The organism is Sulfurifustis variabilis (genome assembly GCF_002355415.1).
Taxonomy (GTDB): domain Bacteria; phylum Pseudomonadota; class Gammaproteobacteria; order Acidiferrobacterales; family Sulfurifustaceae; genus Sulfurifustis; species Sulfurifustis variabilis.
In genome coordinates this window covers 907,910-924,335 of the sequence record NZ_AP014936.1, presented here as the reverse complement: position 1 = coordinate 924,335, position 16,426 = coordinate 907,910, and the positions used below count along the sequence as shown (strand labels likewise).

Here is a 16,426-nt window from a genome sequence, read left to right as displayed (position 1 = left end):
CATGACGACATCGTTCCTAACGATCGGCCAACACCGTGCATACGATCTTCCGATCGTCGCGCGGGCCGTCGAACTCGCAGAAGAAGACGTTCTGCCAGGTCGAAAGCCCCAGCTCGCCGTCGACGATCGGAACCGTTTCCGACGGCCCGACGAGGCCGGCCTTGAGGTGGGCGTCGCCGTTGCCGTCCTGCCGGTCGTGCAGCCACACGCCTCTCGGGATCAGCTTCTGGAGCAGATGCACGACGTCGGTCTGCACGCTTTCGTCCCAGTTCTCCTGGACCATCGTCGCCGCAGTCGCCCCCTGGGCGTACACGTGCACCAGCCCGTCGCGGACGCCGCTCTCGCGCACGACCGCCTTCACCTGCTCCGTGATGTCGATCAGCTCCTCCCGCCGGCGCGTGCTCAACGTGATGGTTCTGCGCATGGTGACCACCTCGACTCGCCGGGCTCATTCTCCCGCAGGCGCGATGCGATCATCCAGTCTCCGACCGCGCCGGCGCCCCGTCGCTCTTTCGCGCCGTGGCGTCCGGCCCGCCGGCTCGCCATGACTTCCGTGCCGGCATCGACTGCAACGACTTCAACCGCCGCAGGCAAGCGCCTGATCCGCCGAGCGGTGCGAGCGGAACCGGACGCGGCAGCTCGCGTTAGGGTAAATCCCGCCTTGCCGCCCGCCGCCACGGCGCGAAGATGAAGGCGCGCGCGATAACGACAAGAGGGAGACACGCATGCGCACCCCACCGACCGCGAAGGCACGCCCGACCGGGCCGGACGGCGGCCGGCCTCGCACCGGGCGATCGACACCGAGGAGCAGACGGTCCGTGCGGGAGGGGTCGTGAGGCTGTGCGCCAGGCTGCTGGCCGCCCTGCTGATCGCCTTGGCCAGCGCCGCGGCGATTCTCGTCCTCGCCCCGCTGGTGGCGGTAGCCGTCGCCATCCGGGTCGTCCTCGACAGTGTCGACGACCTGCGTCCCGCCGCCTCGTCGCCGCCGGCCGATGCCTTCGTGCGGCGCGGAACCGGTCGGAATCCGCTGCCCGCCGCTGGCGAGGAAATGCGGTCGACTTGAGCCTGGCCGACCGTTTCGACGCCCGCCGGCCCGCGCGGGTGACATCCCCTGAAGACGACACGCGCGACCGGCGCGTTTCCGATCGTCGGGTCGCGCCCGCGTGCGTGTTATAAGAACAACCGTGTTCGAGCTGCAATCGGTGACCAAGCGCTACCGCGAGGCGCCCGCGCTTCAGGACGTGACACTCGTCCTGCCGGCGGCGCAGACGACCGTGCTCGTCGGCCCGAGCGGATGCGGCAAGACCACGCTGCTCAAGCTCCTCGTCGGCCTGCTGGCGCCCGACACGGGCAACGTCAAGTTCGACGGCGAGGCCGTCACCCGCGCGAACGTGCTGCTCTTGCGCCGGCGCATGGGCTACGTGATCCAGGAGGGCGGGCTGTTTCCGCACCTCAGCGCGCGGCGCAACGTGACGCTGATGGCGGAGTACCTCGGCTGGGACGCGGCGCGCACCGCCGCGCGCGTGGACGAGCTCGCGGGCCTCGTCCGGCTTCCTGCCGATCTCCTCGCGCGCTACCCGGCGCAGCTTTCCGGCGGTCAGCGCCAGCGCGTCGCGCTCATGCGCGCCCTGATGCTCGATCCGGAAGCGCTGCTGCTGGACGAGCCGCTGGGCGCGCTCGACCCCCTGATCCGCTACGACCTGCAGGAGGAGCTGCGGGAAATCTTCCGCCGCCTGCGAAAGACCGTCGTGATGGTCACGCACGACATGGCCGAGGCCGCGTTCTTCGGCGACCGGATCGCGCTGCTGCGCGACGGCCGCATCGTGCAGCTCGGCGCCGCCGACGAGTTCGTCCGGCGCCCCGCCGATCCCTTCGTCACGCGCTTCCTGCGCGCGCAGCGCGTGGCCTTCGACCCCTCGCCCTCGAGCGAATCGTGAAAGCGATCGCCTTTCTGTCGGGGCTGCTGCTCGCCGCGCCCGCGTTCGCCGGGGACGCGGTGACCGTCGGCTCGAAGAAGTTCACCGAATCCGTGATCCTCGGGGAAGCGGCCCGCCAGCTCGTCGAGGCGCAGGGCATGCCGGCGCGGCACCGCGCCGAGCTCGGCGGCACGCGCGTGCTGTGGAACGCGCTGCTCGCCGGGGACATCGACATCTACCCGGAGTACACCGGAACGCTGCGGCACGAGATCTTCGCCGGGCGGCCGCGCGGCGAGGCGCTCGACGCGCTCCTCGCGGAGCACGGCGTGCGCATGACCCGGCCGCTCGGGTTCAACAACACCTACGCCCTCGGGATGCGGCCGGAGCTCGCCGAGCGCCTCGGCATCCGCCGCATCTCCGACCTCAAGGCGCACCCCGGGCTCGCCTTCGGCTTCAGCAGCGAGTTCATGGATCGCGCCGACGGGTGGCGCGGCCTGCGGGCGCGCTACGGTCTGCCGCAGCGCGACGTGCGCGGCCTCGACCACGACCTTGCGTACCGGGGACTCGCGGCCGGCAGCCTGCACGTCGTCGACCTCTACTCGACCGACGCCGAGATCGAGTATTACGACCTCTCGGTGCTGGAGGACGACCTCGGCTACTTTCCCGACTACCGCGCGCTGTTCCTGTACCGGGCCGATCTCGCCGACCGGGCCCCCAAGGCGCTGGACGCCCTCCGACGGCTCGAAGGCCGCATCACCGCGCCCGCGATGACGTCGATGAACGCGCGGGCGAAACTGGACGGCGTGCCCGAGGCGCGCGTCGCGGCCGAGTTCCTCGGCGAGTCGCTCGGCATCGAGGTCGCCGTCCGCGACCGGAGCACCCTCCAGCGCTTCTGGCGGCACACCCGCGAGCACCTGGCGCTCGTCGGGCTCTCGCTCTCGGCCGCCGTGCTCGTCGCCATCCCGCTCGGCGTGCTCGCGTGGCTCAGGCCCGCCGCCGGCCAGCTGATCCTCGGCGTCGCCGGCGCGATCCAGACGATCCCGGCGCTCGCGCTGCTCGTGTTCATGATTCCGCTGCTCGGGATCGGCGGTCCGCCCGCGGTGGTCGCGCTCTTTCTCTACAGCCTCCTGCCGATCGTCCGCAACACGCACGCCGGGCTGCACGACGTGCCCCCGCCGGTGCGCGAGTCGGCCGACGCGCTGGGGCTGCCGTTCGCCGCGCGGCTGCGGCTCGTCGACCTGCCGCTCGCCTCGCGCTCGATCCTCGCGGGCATCAAGACCTCGGCCGTGATCAACGTCGGCACCGCGACGCTCGGCGCGCTCATCGGCGCGGGCGGCTACGGCCAGCCGATCCTCACCGGCATCCGCCTCGACGACATCGACCTGATCCTGCAGGGCGCGGTGCCCGCCGCCGCGCTCGCGCTGCTCGTGCAGGGCGCGTTCGAGCTGCTGGAGCGATGGGTGGTGCCGCAGGGTCTGCGCGCGGCGGCGAGGGACTGACTCAGCCCGGGTAGTCGAGATCTCGTTGATGACGAACGGCCAGAAGACGGATGAGGTTCTGCTCGGGCACGATCCGGTAGAGTGCGACGTATCCGGTCTTTCCGTAAGAGACGACCAGTTCCCGCACTTCTCCCTCGATCCTTCGACCGATCAACGGATGATCCGCCAAAGTCCCCACCGCCGTCCGAATGGCCGTGGCGGCGGCTGCGGCAGCATCCGGATCGTGTTCGGAGAGGAAGGCGAACAGGCGCTCCAGGTTCTCGAGCGCGTTCTGCGTGTAGACTACCTGCGCCACGCTTTTGGGCGTGGCGCCTTGCGATGCCGTGCGAGGCGATCGAGCCAGGCGTGCACGTCCTCGGCCCGATAGACTGCCGCTCCCTCTTCCACCGCGGTATCCGCAGCGATTGCTTCGCGAACGAACTCGCGCATCCGCTCCTCGCGCGCGACCTCGCGCTCCAGCGCTTCCACCATCAGGCTGTGTGGGGAGCGTCCGGTTTCTCTAGCCAGGCGTGCGATCCGGGCCTTCAGCTTGTCCGGTAACTTGAGCGTGGTCGTCGTGGCCATGCAGGCGACTCAGGAAGTCAGGTAGCACCAGAGTAGCACCGCGAAGGGGAACCGCACAATGAGAACGCGAGCCTGTCTCAGGGCCGTTCGGGCGTGCAGCCGAGTGCATTCTTCCCTTACGCCCCGTGGGGCTCAGCCCCAGCGCGGGACGTGCTTCCCCATCTCGTGCAGCCGCCGGTCGTGGATACGGAAGTCCGGGCAGTGGCGCGCGACCAGCGCCCAGAAGCGCTTCGAATGGTTCATGTGGGCGGTGTGGCAGAGCTCGTGGATCAGGATGTAGTCGACGAGCTCGGGCGGCAGGAACAGCAGGCGGGCATTGAGCGAGATGCCGCCATCCCGCGAGCAGCTCCCCCAGCGCGTCTTCTGGCAGCGAAACGCGACGCGGCGATGGCGCAGCCCGGTCGAGCGGCTCAGCGCCTCCAGCCGCGGCGCGAGGTGGGCCTGCGCCTGGCGCACCAGCCAGCGACGAAGCGCGGCGCGGGCGAGGCGCTCGTCGTCGATCGGCCCCGAGAGCCGCAGGAACCCGGGCTCCGCTTCGCGCACCGTCACGCCGTTCGCTGCGGTCGCGTGCGCGGCGACCTGCCAGGAGCGATCGAGGGCCGGGAGATCGATCCGCGGCGGCGGCGCCCAGGTGGCGCCGAACCCGAGCGCCTTCCGGTACCCCTCGATGCGTTCGAGGGCGCCGCGTATCCATCGCTCTTTCCGCTTCAGGAGATCCGACAGCAGCCCGCAGTCGTACCCGCGCGGCACGACGACCTCGAGCCCCTGCTCCACGGTCACGCGCAGACAAACGCGCCGACTCCGGGCGCTGACCCGAACGCGGTAGTCAAAAGGCGTTTCCGTCATACGTGGCTTTCCGCTCCCTCTCGCGGGAGCGGGTTGGGGTGACCGCGTTCAGCGGTTTGCCGATCACGCCCCCCTCTCCCTGTCCCTCTCCCACGGAGGGGAGAGGGGACCGATATCAATCACCAGGCAAGCCGCTTCTCAGTCCGCCAATCCCGGATAGACGTTTTCCGCACGCCGTTGGCTTTCCACTCCCTCTCCCGCTCGCGGGAGAGGGTTGGGGTGAGGGCGCTCCCGTGTCATTGCGAGCGCAGCGAAGCAATCTGTCCTCTGGTCGATCGGATGCGAGATTGCTTCGTCGCTTCGCTCCTCGCAATGACGTCTTATTCAAAGGTCACCTAACCCCGCCGCTCCCGGATAAGAACATTCTGCACGTCGTGGTTTTCGGCTCCCTCTCCCGCGAGCGGGAGAGGGCTGGGGTGAGGGTGAGGGGAGAGAGGAACCGATACCGATCACCAGGCAGCCGCTTCTCAGTCCGCCAGTCCCGGATAGACGTTCTGCACGTCGTCGTCGGCGTCGATCGCTTCTAAAAACGCCTCGACCTCCGCGCGCTCGGCGGCGCCGAGGGTGACCGGGTTCTTCGGCCGGTAGCCGAGCTGCGCCGACTGCACGACGAAGCCGTGCGCGGGCAGGGCCCGGGCGACGGCGTCGAGATCGGACGGCTCGGTGAGGAACAGCGTCGCGCCGTTCTCCGCCGGCTCCAGGTCCCGGGCGCCGGCCTCGATGGCGGCGACCTCCGGATCCGCTCCGGGCGATTCCGGGGTCGCCTCGATCATGCCGACGTAGTCGAAGTCCCACGAGACCGAGCCGGAGGCGCCCAACTGCCCCTTGCGGAACAGCATCCGGATGTTCGACGCGGTGCGGTTCGCGTTGTCCGTCAGGCATTCGACGATGACCGGCACGCGGTGCGGCGCGAACCCTTCATAAGTGAGCTTCTCGTAGCTCACCTGTTCGTCGAGCAGCCCGGCGCCCTTCTTGATCGCCCGCTCGATGTTGTCCTTGGGCATCGAGGCCTTCTTGGCCTGCTCCACCGCCATCCGCAGCTTCGAATTCTGGTTGGGATCCGGGCCGCCGCGCGCGGCCACCATGATCTCCTTGGCGAGCTTCGTGAAGATCCGGCCCTTCGCGGCCGCCGTCGTCTCTTTGATCTTGGTCTTCCACTGCGCGCCCATGTCAGGCCCTCTCGAACTGCCGATGCCTGGGGATGCCGGCGCCTGGCGTCTGGGGGATCGTGATGCGGAGGTCGTTCATGCTTGCCCTGTTCGGTCGGTCACGGCCGCTTTTTCCGGGGCACAGTATAAAGGAAGGCCGGCGGTTCGTGCCCACCCGAGCGCGATCCTCGTCCAGCGCGGACGGGCGTTCATCGCAAGGGAGTCTCGATGCGGACCCGGCGGGATGCCGGACGCGCATCGCCGTCACTCGCCGCAGCCCGCGCGGTAGTGCTGCGGCACGCAGGTCCGGCCGCCCTCGGACAACGCCTGCGCGAACAGCCGCTTCGCCTCGGCGCAGCGGCCGCGGCTGGCCATCAGGTAACCCGTCACGGCGGCCTTCTTGCCCGGATCGGTCTTGCCCTTGACCTTGCCGAGCAGGCGTTCGGCCTCGCCGACGAGCCCGTCCTTGAGCAGCACCGCGACCGCCTCGATCCGGCGATTGTTGTCGTGCGCTTCCTCGAGCTCCCTGGCCGAGAATGCATCCGAGCCCGGTATCCGGTCGGAATCGCGCAGGAACTGTTTGGCGTCCGCCAGCACGAAGAGCCGCCCGTCCAGCCGGTTGTTCGATTCGCTCAGCAGCGACCCGTCCTTCGCGAACGCGGAAACGGACACCTGATACTCCTTTTCTCCCTCCCGGCTCGGCAGCGCCTGCAACCGGGCGAGGGGGAAGCGGGTATCCCCGGCGACCTTCTTGGCGGCCACGCCATGAAAGGTGGTGGACCGCCCTTCGCGCTCGAGCTCCGTGATCCGGACGAGGTACGCGTCGGCCCCCGGGTACGGTTCCCAGGTCACCACGCCCTGGTCCACGCTCGTGCGCGTCGCCTGTGTGCCCGGCTCGGGCCAGTTCACGCTCACGCGCCGGCGGATCGTGAAGGTCAGCTGCGGTTCCTTCGGCTGCCCGCCCACCTCGACCCGGATCCCGTCGCGCTCGAGCCAGTGGTGCTCGTTCCAGTCGTCGCCGACGAGCTTCGGTTCGTGACCGGTCACGATCATGTACTCCCCCTCTTCCGGCTTTTCGCTCCACGCGTGGGTGACCAGCATGTTGACGAACCAGTCTCCGCTCGGCACCCGCACGGTGAACTCGCCGTTCTCGTCGGTCGTGAGACGACCGGTCTCGTACTTGCCGTTGAGCGTAAGGGTCAACTCCACGCCCGCCGCCGGCCTGTCTTCGAACACGAACCGTCCGCGCAGGTAACCGTCGCCGGCGGGCGGAGCGGGCGCCTGCGATCCGGAAGGCGTGGAGCGCCCGAGATAGACGTAATGGGAAAAGTGGCGCGGCGCATGCCGCACCGGCTCCGGCGCGGCCGTTGTCTCGTACGGCTCGTGCCCCACCCGGACGGTACCCGATGTCGCGGCCGCCAGCGCGAGCGCGAGGCTGCTCACGATACTGAGGCCGACGGCCGCCGCCACGCCGGAGCCGGTCCAGCGCGCAAGGGGCGCCTCCGCGGTCCGGCCGCCGTCCACGAAGGCGACGATGAGACTCGCGAGCCACAGGAGCAGACTGCCGACGCCGAACGCGGTGACGTGCCCCTGAAAGACGTCGAAAAACGCCGCGCCGCCGGTCGCATCCATCAGCCGGTTCATTTGGAAGGTGAGGCTCGCGTACACGCCCAAGCCCCAGAGCACGAACGCCACGAAAAACAACACCGCCCGATCCCAGCGACGGTTGTAGAAGTGGCCACCGACCAGCGTGAGGGCGGACAGCGCGACGGCGAGGGTGCGACGTTTCAACTGTGCGGCTCCGTGAAAGGGTTGTTGTTATTGAACAGGGAAAGTGTAGCCCGCGACGCGCGCGGGACGGCGGTGCAGGGAATCGGAAAGCGTACGCATCGTGATCAGGGGCCCGCGTGGACGGGCGTCACGTCCCGGCGTCCGGCGCCGGCTCGCGCCCGCCCCTTTCGAGGTAACCCCAGACCACGCCGATCACGAGGCCCGCCGTGTGTGCCCAGTTCGCGATCGGGCCGAGCAGGCCGGTCCAGCACAGCACGTACCAGGCGAGCATCGTGACCACGACCTGCTTGTGCAGCACGTACCCGAACCGCGGGTTGTACTTGCCCTGCATCCAGAAGTAGCCGAGCAGGCCGTACACCACGCCGGACATGCCGCCGAAGATGCGCGCGCCGCTCACGAGGTACTCGGCGAGGTTCGCGGCGATGCCGACGGCCGCCACGAAGCCGGCCAGGAACACGACCCCGCGCCGGCGCTCGAGCAGCCCGCCGAGGTCCCACAGCCACATCATGTTGAAGAGCAGATGCAACGGACCGAAGTGGATGAAGATCGGCGTCAGCAGTCGCCAGTACTCGCCCGCCCGCAGACCGGCCAGGAGGTCGCCTCCCGGCGGCGTGAAAAGGAACGGGGCGAGCGCGGCGCGCGACGCGCCCAGATTGGAGTGGAGCGCCAACAGGCCGCTGACGACGATCAGCGCGACCGTCAGGGGCGGGAGCGATCCGAGCCGTGCCGTGTCGTTAGCCATTTCTCGTTGGACTCCCAGGGTGTTTCGCGCGGGTGGCGTGCCGCGCCGCTATCCGCGCCATCCTCGTAGAGTGTAGACGCTTGCGTCCCCGAACCCGGCGTCCTCGCCGGCCTGCGCTTGGCCCATCAACGACGCCGCGTGGCAGGTCTTCACCGGCTCCCAGTACGACGCGCGCACCGGCGCGTGGCGCATGAGCAAGCTCCCCGTCCACCGCCTGGTCGACTGACCCGCCCCCCCCTGCCTCAACTCATCTTCTCCCTCTCCCGCAAAGCGGGAGAGGGTCGGGGTGAGGGCCCGCTCTCCCGCTCATCCGTTCTCCCTCCCCCCGCCTGCGGGAGAGGGCCGGGGCTATCGGCTCCATCCCTTATCCCTCTCCCGCTTCGCGGTAAGGTCCGCCCGCCCTGCGGGAGAGGGCCGGAGTGAGGGTTGAACACACTCCCCCTCGCCCCTCGCGGGAGAGGGGCCGGGGGAGAGGGGGCAACAAACCCCACGACTCGCCCGAACCCCTTCCCTGACATATGGTTAGACAAAGGGACACGTTTGCCGCGAGACAATGACGGACTCCTCCTCTCCCCCGCCGAAACCCGGCCTCAGCCTCGAGGGCATCGAGGTCGTGGAGCTTTCCGACGTCGACCTCGAGTTCGACGTCGAGGAGGTGTTCGGCAAGCGCGCCGCGCCGCCCCCGGTGCTCGAGCTGGACAGCACGCGCACGGAACCGGCGACCGCCGACGACCTCCGCGCGGTCGAGCTCTTCCAGGGCCTCGAGAGCAAGGACATCGACGCGCTCGCCCCGCGCTGCCAGTCGATCCATGCCGTGCCCGGCTACGTCCTGCTCGCGCCCGGGCGGATCGACAACAAGGTCTACTTCGTCATCGAAGGTCAGCTCCGGCTCTACGCCCGGACCAGCGACAAGCGGCCGACGGCCGTCGCCGACATCGGCCACTCGACCGGCCTGCGCTCGGCGCTCGCCATGCAGCCCGCCGAGCACGCGGTGATCGCGACCGAGGTTTCCCACGTCCTCGCGGTCGACGTCTCGGCGATCGACGAGCACGTCAAGCGCTCGCACACCTTCGCCCGCAACTACGCGGCGCTGCTCGCGCGTTACGTGCGCGGCGACCACTGCCTCCACGTCGGCGGCCGCCCGCCCGGCGGGACGGCGCGAGAGAGCTACGTCGACGAGCTCACGCTGCTGCACAACCAGCACTGGCTGGACACGGTGTACCCGCGTCTCGTGACCCGGTGCCGCCTGGGCAACAAGCCGCTCGCCGTCGTCGGCTTCGCGATCGACCAGCTCGACGACGTCGTCAAGGCGAACGGCATCGGCCCGGGCCTGCGCGTGCTCGAAGCGGTCGGACACTGGCTGCTGGACCAGACGCGCCCCACCGACCTGCTCGCGGTGGGCCAGAACCGCTACCTCTACGCCTTCCTGCCCGACTGCGACCTCGACGCCGCGCGCCAGCTGGCCGACCGCCTCAAGGTGCAGGCCCGCACGCTGCCGGTCACGCTCGCGCCCGGCAAACCGGCGATGGCGATCACGCTCGCTCTCGGCATCGCCGAGCTCGAGAAGGGAATGCGGGACAAGGAATTTCTCGTCCGGACCGAAGCCCTCATCCGCAAGTCCGTCAAGCTCGGCGGCAACTGCGTCAGCGAAACGCAGTAACGACCCCTCCCCGCCGCCTTCTGGTTGCTGGCCTCTGGCCTCGGCGGCCTCGGCCTCTTGCGGCGCGGGAAAGCCGCGAGCTGATCCGACCGCTTCCCCACGGGGAAGCGGGTAAGGCCTTCCGGTCCGGGTCGCGCGGTCGCGATCCGGACCGCTTCCCTCTCACACACGCTTCACACTACCCCCGCACTGCCTTCAAACGGCCTTCAAACGCGTCGTCCATCCTCCTGTCGTGCGATGCACGAACAGGCCCGCCTTCCCGGATCCGCGCAGCGGACCCGGCCGGCGGCGGCAACAGACCGAGCGCTTCAGACCGATTGGAGAACCCCATGCAAGAGAGGAACGTGAGAGACGAGTGGCCCGTACTCATCGCCGCCATGCGCAACGCCATGGAACGGCAGCTGTCGCCGCGCGGCCAGGCGGTGCAGGTGCTGGCCCGGCACTGGATGGACCTGCTGCGGCGCACGGCCGTCGAAGCGCCGGAGCTGCTCCACGAATACGACGGCACCCGGCGCCTCGAACCCGGCTGCCCGTCGACTGGCGGAATCGACATCGAGATGCTCGACTTCCTGAGCGCCGCCCTGTGGGCGAAGCACCTTACCCCCGACGAATCGAACCGCTTACGCACGAACGGACCGAGGCAGCGCGAGTGGCCCCGCGTGCTGTACGCCCTGCGCGAGGAGATGAACCGCGGCGCCTCCGCGGCGAGCCCGGCGGTGCAGGCGCTGTTGCGGCAATGGGAGAGCGGGCTCGACGAACTGACCGCCGGCGACCTGGAGCTCCGGCACAAATGGATGACCGCCGTCCGCTCCGACCCGGCCCTGCTGACCGGCTCGGGCGTCGACACGCGCCTGCACAACTACCTCCGCCGCGCCCGCCTGGCGAAGGAAGGCTGGGCGGCGTAGGGGCTACGCCACCCGCTCTCGACCGGAGCTGTCATTGCGGGAGCACCGCACAAAGCACGAGATTGCTTCGCTGCGCTCGCAATGACAGAAGGAGCCGTGAGCAAGCGCGCGGAGCGGGCGAAAGCGTGAGCAGGCGACGCAGAAACCATGTCACACACGACACGTCCGCCCTGGAGGTTGTCGCCCCACTGTTGTCATTGCGAGGAGCGAAGCGACGAAGCAATCTCCTTCGCTTCGCTGCGCTCGCCACGACAAGTCACCAAGGCCTTCAAGCGCCGGCCCGCCGGCGAGGCGCCGGTCTCCCTCTCCCCTTGCGGGAGAGGGCCGGGGGAGAGGGGTAACGCCGCGTGAAGCAACCCCCACCTCCTCACCCCGCCGTCGCCTCGCCTCCGGCACCATCGCCCTCTCCCCTCTCCGGTGAACGGGAGAGGGGCGGGGGGTGAGGGTCGCGCGTCGGGACGGGAACGAGCGTTACTGCTGGGCCGTCGTCAGCTCCTCGGCGGCCTTCTCGTCGATCAGCATGATCTCGATGCGCCGGTTCTTCTGCCGGCCCTCGGCGGTGTCGTTCGGGGCGACCGGCGAGAACTCGCCGCGCCCGGCCGCGACCATGCGCTCGGGCGGCACGCCGGCGTCCTGGAGGAAGCGCACGACGTTAGTGGCGCGCGCCACGGAAAGCTCCCAGTTCGTGGGATAGATCCGCTGCATGGACTTGGCGATCGGGACGTTGTCCGTGTAGCCCACGACCCGGATGACCTTGTCCTCGTACGACTTAAGCGCCTCGCCGACCTTGGCGAGCACTTCCTTGCCGCTCTCCTTCAGCTCCGCGCGCCCGGAGTCGAAGAAGATCTTCTCGGCGACGTCCACCGACAGCATGTTCTTGTACTGCCGTACCTGAAGCTGACCCTGCTCCACCTCGGCCGAGAGCTTCTTCACCAGCGCGTCGTACTGCGACTGCCTCTGCTGGCTGTTGGCTTCCAGCGCCGCCTTCTCCTTCTCCAGCGCGGCGATCTGCTCCTGCAGCAGGCTCTTCTCCTTCTCGAGCGCCGCCGTCTGCTCCTGGAGCGTGCCCTTCTCCTTTTCGACCTGGTTCTTGTCGGCCTCGAGCTGCTCGTACTTGCCCGAGCTCACGCAGCCGCCCATCGCGAGCGTCGCCGCAACGACGGCCGAAGTCAGTAGAAACCGATTCACGAAGTTGCCTCCTTATTGTTGGTCGTGGTCTGCGCGCGCCCGGGGGGAACCGGAAGAGCGCGACGTCGCCGTCTTTGCGACCGCGACATGAGCTGCAAAATTAAAACGAATGCGCTGCGCCGGGCACGCGTTGTCCGATCAATGGCAACCGGGCCAAGATGGATGGCCCGCGGTCACGGCGCAAACGCCAAACGATGTGCGCGGCGGCGAAGTATCGGTCCTGCCCTGGCGCTTCCTCGTGCCTCCGCAGCTTGTGACTGCCGCTACTCGAGCTTCTTGTCTTCACGCTTCGCCCTCTGCATGGCTTCGGGCTCCAGCTCTTCGGCATAGCGGTTGAGGCGGACGAACACGCCCCAGCCGGCCAGAAGCGCGCCGGTGGACAACACGATGCTCGCCGCATACAGCAGTTGCTCCGGCTCCTCGTGTATCGCCTTGAACGTCGCGACGAGCCCTTCGATGGCGAGCGCGACGATGACCACGACGAAGAACCGGGACAAAAAGCGCCGGACCCGTGTCGGGGCGCTGATGTGAGCGCCGCGCACGACCTCTTCCTCCGCGATGGTCTGCGCGATCTGCAGCGCGACGACAGCGGCGGCGAGCAGCCCGACGGCCTCGATGACGTCCTGTGCCGCGGACCGGTCGAAATCGCCCGTGAGCGCCACCCACCCTATGCGCGCAGCGATGGCGACGAGCACGAGCGCCGCGCAGGCGAAGAGGATCGCCATGAGCCCATGGACGACGGCGAAGGCACGCAGAACGCTCTTCATAAGTACATCGTGCCACAGGGCCGAGCCGCCTGCCGCTCGTGCCGCCTTCACGATTGGCGGGCGAAGTGCGCGCCATACACCCGTCCGTGCGCGATGTAATGACATCAGCACCGTTGCCGCTTGTCTTGACCCGCTCCCCTGCCGGCGTAGAGTGAATTTCCCCTCGGTCAGGAAGACGCTGCAAGTCAGGAGGGATCTCCCATGAGACTGACCATCGACATGCCCCTCGTCGCGGGGTGCACGATCTACGCGTGCGCCTACAACGTCGACGACGCCTGCCACGCGCGTGCCATCACCATCGGCGACGGGGTCCACCCGGGATGCGACACCTTCCTCGGCGACGTCCGCCATACCCGCGACACCAGCCACAGCGCCGGTGTCGGTGCCTGCAAGGTGACCGGCTGCACGCACAACGACGACTACGAATGCACCGCGCCGGAGATCAAGGTCGGACACGTCGGCCGGGACATCAACTGCCTGACGTTCAGTCCACGGTGATCACGCGCTGCCGGGCCGGCGGTCGGCGAACGGCGAGAGCCGACCGCACGGGCCGCCTTACCCGACCGGCGCAGGAGGCGAGACAACCCGACGAACGACATGATCGACGAGGGCTAGCCGCGGCCCCGGCCGTTCGGTCGTCGCGGCCGCGGCCGCCGGCCGCGTCGCGACCGGATTCCGTGCGCGGCCTGCGGCGCTAGAAGAGCAGAGCGAACCAGAGGGGAACGGTAACGAGCGCCAGCGCGCTGGTCAGCGAGAAGGCCAGGGCATAGGTCCCGGTATCCAGCTTGTGGCGCTCGCAGGCGGCGAAGCCGAGCAGCGCGGTGGGCAGCATGCTGTTCAGCATGAGCGCCTGCGTGCCCTTCGCGCCCACGGAGCCGAACAGGGAGACCATGGCCCACATCGCCAAGGGCGCGAGGATGAGCTGTATCGCCGCCGCCGGAAGAACGGTCACGAACTGCGTCTTCCACGCATCGCTCCAGCTCACGGCCAGCGCCGTGGACAGGAGCAGCAACGGCAGCAGGAGCTCGTAGATCGCGGCCTGCGTCGAAGCGAACCACGGGAACTCCATGCTGGTGAAGTTGGCGAACAGCCCGGCCAGCGCCGCCCACAGCAGCGGCTCCCTCAGCCAGAAGCGCTGAGCGAGGACTTCGCTCGCGAGGCCTTTGAACCGCGGCGCACCCGCTTCCGTGAAGCTCCGGCTCAGGATCGCGCCGGCGGTGTACAGCAGGAGCACATTGGCGAGGAGACCGTATTCCACCGCGATGCGCATCGACCAGTCGCCGACAAGCGCCTTGTTCAGCGGCACGCCGAGGAACAGCACGTTGCCGAACCCGGCGGCGATGAGCAGCGCGCCCTTGGTCTTCGGCGCCATCTTGCTGTAGTGGAGCCAGACCCAGGCGACCGCCAGCGTGATGGCCGAGGTGCCGAGGACATACCACAGTATCTTCATCGCCGCCGCATTCATCGGCAGCTTGGCGAGGATAAAAAATACCGCGACCGGCAGTATCACGTAGTGGGCCAGTACCTGAAGGTGGCGCTGCAGCGAGGCGGCCGCGATGCCTTGCGGCGAGACAAAGCGCCATCCGATGCCCAGCGCCAGAAAGAACAGAATCGTCAGCACACTGCCTTGCATCGTCCCTCCTCGTTGTTGTTGTCCCGGCGGTTCTGTCCTGGCCGGCCCGGCTCTCCGCGATCTGCCCAAGTGCCGGGAGCAAGGCCCGTTCTCCCCGCACCCTCTGATTAAAGTACCGGCGCGTTCACCCCCGAGGCCCCGCCCGACGAACGGCTCGCCGCCGCCGAGAAACCGACGGATCGTGTCTTATTAGAAGACTGTCAGCGCGCGAGCACCCCGCAAGCGACCAAAGCGAATCGAAACTTCCCTCCCCCTCGATGGGGGAGGGCCGGGGAGAGAGTGAAGAACAGAGCCTGACAGCGACATCACTCTTCCCCCTCACCTTCATTCCACTTCCTCCCCCTCGATGGGGGAGGGCCGGGGAGAGGGTGAGCAAAAGCGCAGTGACATCTCCCCCGCGCCGCTCCCGCCAAAGGAGCAGGCAGGTTTTCTAGTATGGGAGGGGGCGTTTACCCAAGACTCCGGGTGGGCCCAACCGGCCCCCGCCGATCCCGGCTATGCCTAGCTACCGCGGCAGGGGTAAACCGTGAACCAGGGAATCTCGAGCGCGCCCGCGCGATACACGACGCACATCGTGCGTCCCGCCGAGCTCGACTCGTACAGGTCGCGCGTCACCGACACGTCTTCCTCCGTCGCGCGCGGGCCCCACGGCGTGAGGCGCAGGTAGTACTGCGTCGTCTTGCCGCTCGACTTGTGCTTGTCCACGACCTTCGCCTCGTACACCTGCGGGGCCGAGCGGTCGAGCAGCGCATTGGCCTCCACCACCCCGCCGTAGGCGTAGAAGAGCGAGAGGAACAGCATGGCCAGAAGCTCCCAGCGCCGCCCCCGCATCTGCCGGTCGGTCGCCGCAAGCACGAGCGTCAGCGCGGCAGCCGCGACGACGGTCGCAGCCAACGCCGGGCCCCACTCGAGGAGCTCGATGTCCAGGATCGCCCGCAGCCCCAGCACCATGCCCGGGCCGATGAAGACCAGCGCGAGGCTGGCCCGCGCGTCGTTCTTGTGTCCGGCGATCTGATAGAGGCTTCCCGCCCTGGCCGCGAGCGCCACCGCGACGAGCGGAAGCGCCGCGAGCGACGCGATGACGAGCTCGTACGGCTCGGGCAGGAGGAAACCCCACGCGGAGACGACGACGGCAATGCCGGTGAGCGCGTTGGCGACCTTGCGCGCGACGGCGAGCCGCGCCAGGCGCTCCTCCGATGTCCGACCCAGATCCCGGCTCGCGGCGATTTCGGCGGTGGACCGTTCCCGCTCCCGCGCGTCGAGGTCCGACAGCCCCGCCAGCCACGCGTCGAGCAGCGCGTCGGTCTTCAGGATCTGCGTGATCTTGAGCGGCTTCACGCCCGCCCGCTTCGACTCGAGCGTCAGCACCGACACGTGCTGTGCCTGGAGCACTCGCCAGCCCGCGATGTCGTCGCGCCGCAGCGTTCGCGTCCGCATGAAGTCGTGCAGCTCGATGGCGTCCGCGCGCAACACGACCTTCGTGGTCAGCACGTACAGGACGAGCGCCCCGCCGAGGAGCACGAACCCAAAGGAAACGGCCGCGAGCGCGACCGCTTCCGTCATCGTCTTCGTCTCGTGTCCGGTCCCGAAATACCACATCCCCGCCAGCCCGCCCGCGAGCGCCACTCCGCCCAGCAAAAGGAACAGGATGCGGTTGCGCGTCGAGACGCGGTATGTGCGCGGAAAACGGGAGGGATCGAGCGCGTCCGCGGCGGGCGTGACGCTATGATCGGCGGTGTAGTGCATCGCTATTGAGCGTAGCACCGA

Annotated in this window: 17 protein-coding genes and 1 pseudogene; 7 read left to right on the top strand and 11 right to left on the bottom strand. The window is 68.8% G+C overall.

What is annotated here, in order from left to right:
* Window positions 1-16: 16 nt before the first annotated feature.
* Window positions 17-424: a secondary thiamine-phosphate synthase enzyme YjbQ gene (locus SVA_RS04450; RefSeq protein WP_096462822.1), complete on the bottom strand. Its 408-nt coding sequence runs from the start codon at window positions 422-424 to the stop codon at window positions 17-19.
* 408 nt (window positions 425-832) lie between these two features.
* On the opposite strand from SVA_RS04450, the gene SVA_RS04445 reads away from it, so the two are divergent.
* The 3 genes from SVA_RS04445 (at window position 833) to SVA_RS04440 (ending at window position 3,415) form a co-directional block, all read left to right on the top strand.
* Window positions 833-1,063 carry a hypothetical protein gene (locus SVA_RS04445; protein ID WP_096459378.1) on the top strand — a complete coding sequence of 77 codons (231 nt, stop codon included), beginning with the start codon at window positions 833-835 and terminating at the stop codon, window positions 1,061-1,063.
* A 121-nt stretch (window positions 1,064-1,184) separates the two neighbouring features.
* Window positions 1,185-1,937, top strand: a complete 753-nt coding sequence (locus tag SVA_RS19985) for an ATP-binding cassette domain-containing protein (protein WP_197703368.1) — start codon at window positions 1,185-1,187, stop codon at window positions 1,935-1,937.
* Window positions 1,934-3,415 carry an ABC transporter permease/substrate-binding protein gene (locus SVA_RS04440; RefSeq protein WP_197703367.1) on the top strand — a complete coding sequence of 494 codons (1,482 nt, stop codon included), beginning with the start codon at window positions 1,934-1,936 and terminating at the stop codon, window positions 3,413-3,415. Before SVA_RS19985 ends, SVA_RS04440 begins: the two co-directional genes overlap by 4 nt.
* 1 nt (window position 3,416) lies before the next feature.
* Here SVA_RS04440 and SVA_RS04435 read toward each other — a convergent pair whose 3' ends face one another.
* From SVA_RS04435 to SVA_RS04410, 6 genes are all read right to left on the bottom strand, one after another.
* On the bottom strand, window positions 3,417-3,710 hold the full coding sequence (locus tag SVA_RS04435; RefSeq protein WP_096459372.1) for a type II toxin-antitoxin system RelE/ParE family toxin: 294 nt from the start codon (window positions 3,708-3,710) through the stop codon (window positions 3,417-3,419).
* Window positions 3,698-3,979 carry a CopG family ribbon-helix-helix protein gene (locus SVA_RS04430; RefSeq protein ID WP_096459369.1) on the bottom strand — a complete coding sequence of 94 codons (282 nt, stop codon included), beginning with the start codon at window positions 3,977-3,979 and terminating at the stop codon, window positions 3,698-3,700. The genes SVA_RS04435 and SVA_RS04430 overlap by 13 nt, the downstream gene beginning before the upstream one ends.
* A 132-nt stretch (window positions 3,980-4,111) precedes the next feature.
* On the bottom strand, window positions 4,112-4,825 hold the full coding sequence (locus SVA_RS04425) for a M48 family metallopeptidase (protein ID WP_096459366.1): 714 nt from the start codon (window positions 4,823-4,825) through the stop codon (window positions 4,112-4,114).
* A 467-nt stretch (window positions 4,826-5,292) separates the two neighbouring features.
* Entirely contained in the window at window positions 5,293-5,994 is a 702-nt protein-coding gene (locus tag SVA_RS04420; RefSeq protein ID WP_096459363.1) for a YebC/PmpR family DNA-binding transcriptional regulator, read from the bottom strand.
* 243 nt (window positions 5,995-6,237) lie between these two features.
* Window positions 6,238-7,764, bottom strand: coding sequence for a hypothetical protein (locus SVA_RS04415; RefSeq protein ID WP_096459360.1), 1,527 nt, complete (start codon window positions 7,762-7,764; stop codon window positions 6,238-6,240).
* A gap of 127 nt (window positions 7,765-7,891) precedes the next feature.
* Window positions 7,892-8,506 carry a rhomboid family intramembrane serine protease gene (locus SVA_RS04410; protein ID WP_096459357.1) on the bottom strand — a complete coding sequence of 205 codons (615 nt, stop codon included), beginning with the start codon at window positions 8,504-8,506 and terminating at the stop codon, window positions 7,892-7,894.
* Between the two features lie 553 nt (window positions 8,507-9,059).
* Between SVA_RS04410 and SVA_RS04400 the strand changes: the two genes are divergently transcribed.
* The 3 genes and pseudogenes from SVA_RS04400 to SVA_RS04390 all read left to right on the top strand — a co-directional run bounded on the left by SVA_RS04400 (window position 9,060) and on the right by SVA_RS04390 (window position 11,071).
* The gene (locus SVA_RS04400) at window positions 9,060-10,166 is read left to right on the top strand and encodes a diguanylate cyclase (RefSeq protein WP_096459350.1); all 1,107 of its coding nucleotides are present in this window, start codon (window positions 9,060-9,062) and stop codon (window positions 10,164-10,166) included.
* Between the two features lie 6 nt (window positions 10,167-10,172).
* Window positions 10,173-10,250, top strand: a pseudogene (locus SVA_RS20385) (VPLPA-CTERM sorting domain-containing protein); the annotation flags it as partial.
* Between the two features lie 245 nt (window positions 10,251-10,495).
* Window positions 10,496-11,071 carry a hypothetical protein gene (locus tag SVA_RS04390; protein ID WP_096459347.1) on the top strand — a complete coding sequence of 192 codons (576 nt, stop codon included), beginning with the start codon at window positions 10,496-10,498 and terminating at the stop codon, window positions 11,069-11,071.
* 471 nt (window positions 11,072-11,542) lie between these two features.
* Here the strand turns inward: SVA_RS04390 and SVA_RS04385 are convergent, their stop codons facing one another.
* Both SVA_RS04385 and SVA_RS04380 read right to left on the bottom strand, forming a co-directional pair.
* Entirely contained in the window at window positions 11,543-12,259 is a 717-nt protein-coding gene (locus SVA_RS04385) for an OmpA family protein (RefSeq protein WP_148665377.1), read from the bottom strand.
* Window positions 12,260-12,522: 263 nt separating this feature from the next.
* Complete coding sequence (locus tag SVA_RS04380; RefSeq protein WP_096459341.1) at window positions 12,523-13,026, bottom strand: hypothetical protein; 504 nt, start codon at window positions 13,024-13,026, stop codon at window positions 12,523-12,525.
* 201 nt (window positions 13,027-13,227) lie between these two features.
* On the opposite strand from SVA_RS04380, the gene SVA_RS04375 reads away from it, so the two are divergent.
* Window positions 13,228-13,524 carry a DUF1540 domain-containing protein gene (locus SVA_RS04375; RefSeq protein WP_096459338.1) on the top strand — a complete coding sequence of 99 codons (297 nt, stop codon included), beginning with the start codon at window positions 13,228-13,230 and terminating at the stop codon, window positions 13,522-13,524.
* A gap of 196 nt (window positions 13,525-13,720) precedes the next feature.
* Here the strand turns inward: SVA_RS04375 and SVA_RS04370 are convergent, their stop codons facing one another.
* Both SVA_RS04370 and SVA_RS04365 read right to left on the bottom strand, forming a co-directional pair.
* Window positions 13,721-14,659 (bottom strand): AEC family transporter, encoded by a 939-nt coding sequence (locus tag SVA_RS04370; protein WP_096459335.1) that lies wholly within the window; start codon window positions 14,657-14,659, stop codon window positions 13,721-13,723.
* Between the two features lie 501 nt (window positions 14,660-15,160).
* On the bottom strand, window positions 15,161-16,405 hold the full coding sequence (locus SVA_RS04365; protein WP_096459332.1) for a hypothetical protein: 1,245 nt from the start codon (window positions 16,403-16,405) through the stop codon (window positions 15,161-15,163).
* Between the last annotated feature and the right edge of the window lie 21 nt (window positions 16,406-16,426).

Bases quoted from the DNA above. Each gene is read 5' to 3' on its own strand.
- SVA_RS04450 (WP_096462822.1), bottom strand. From the start codon at position 424: ATGCGCAGAACCATCACGTTGAGCACGCGCCGGCGGGAGGAGCTGATC.
- SVA_RS04430 (WP_096459369.1), bottom strand. From the start codon at position 3,979: ATGGCCACGACGACCACGCTCAAGTTACCGGACAAGCTGAAGGCCCGG.
- SVA_RS04425 (WP_096459366.1), bottom strand. From the start codon at position 4,825: ATGACGGAAACGCCTTTTGACTACCGCGTTCGGGTCAGCGCCCGGAGT.
- SVA_RS04420 (WP_096459363.1), bottom strand. From the start codon at position 5,994: ATGGGCGCGCAGTGGAAGACCAAGATCAAAGAGACGACGGCGGCCGCG.
- SVA_RS04410 (WP_096459357.1), bottom strand. From the start codon at position 8,506: ATGGCTAACGACACGGCACGGCTCGGATCGCTCCCGCCCCTGACGGTC.
- SVA_RS04400 (WP_096459350.1), top strand. From the start codon at position 9,060: ATGACGGACTCCTCCTCTCCCCCGCCGAAACCCGGCCTCAGCCTCGAG.
- SVA_RS04390 (WP_096459347.1), top strand. From the start codon at position 10,496: ATGCAAGAGAGGAACGTGAGAGACGAGTGGCCCGTACTCATCGCCGCC.
- SVA_RS04380 (WP_096459341.1), bottom strand. From the start codon at position 13,026: ATGAAGAGCGTTCTGCGTGCCTTCGCCGTCGTCCATGGGCTCATGGCG.
- SVA_RS04375 (WP_096459338.1), top strand. From the start codon at position 13,228: ATGAGACTGACCATCGACATGCCCCTCGTCGCGGGGTGCACGATCTAC.
- SVA_RS04370 (WP_096459335.1), bottom strand. From the start codon at position 14,659: ATGCAAGGCAGTGTGCTGACGATTCTGTTCTTTCTGGCGCTGGGCATC.
- SVA_RS04365 (WP_096459332.1), bottom strand. From the start codon at position 16,405: ATGCACTACACCGCCGATCATAGCGTCACGCCCGCCGCGGACGCGCTC.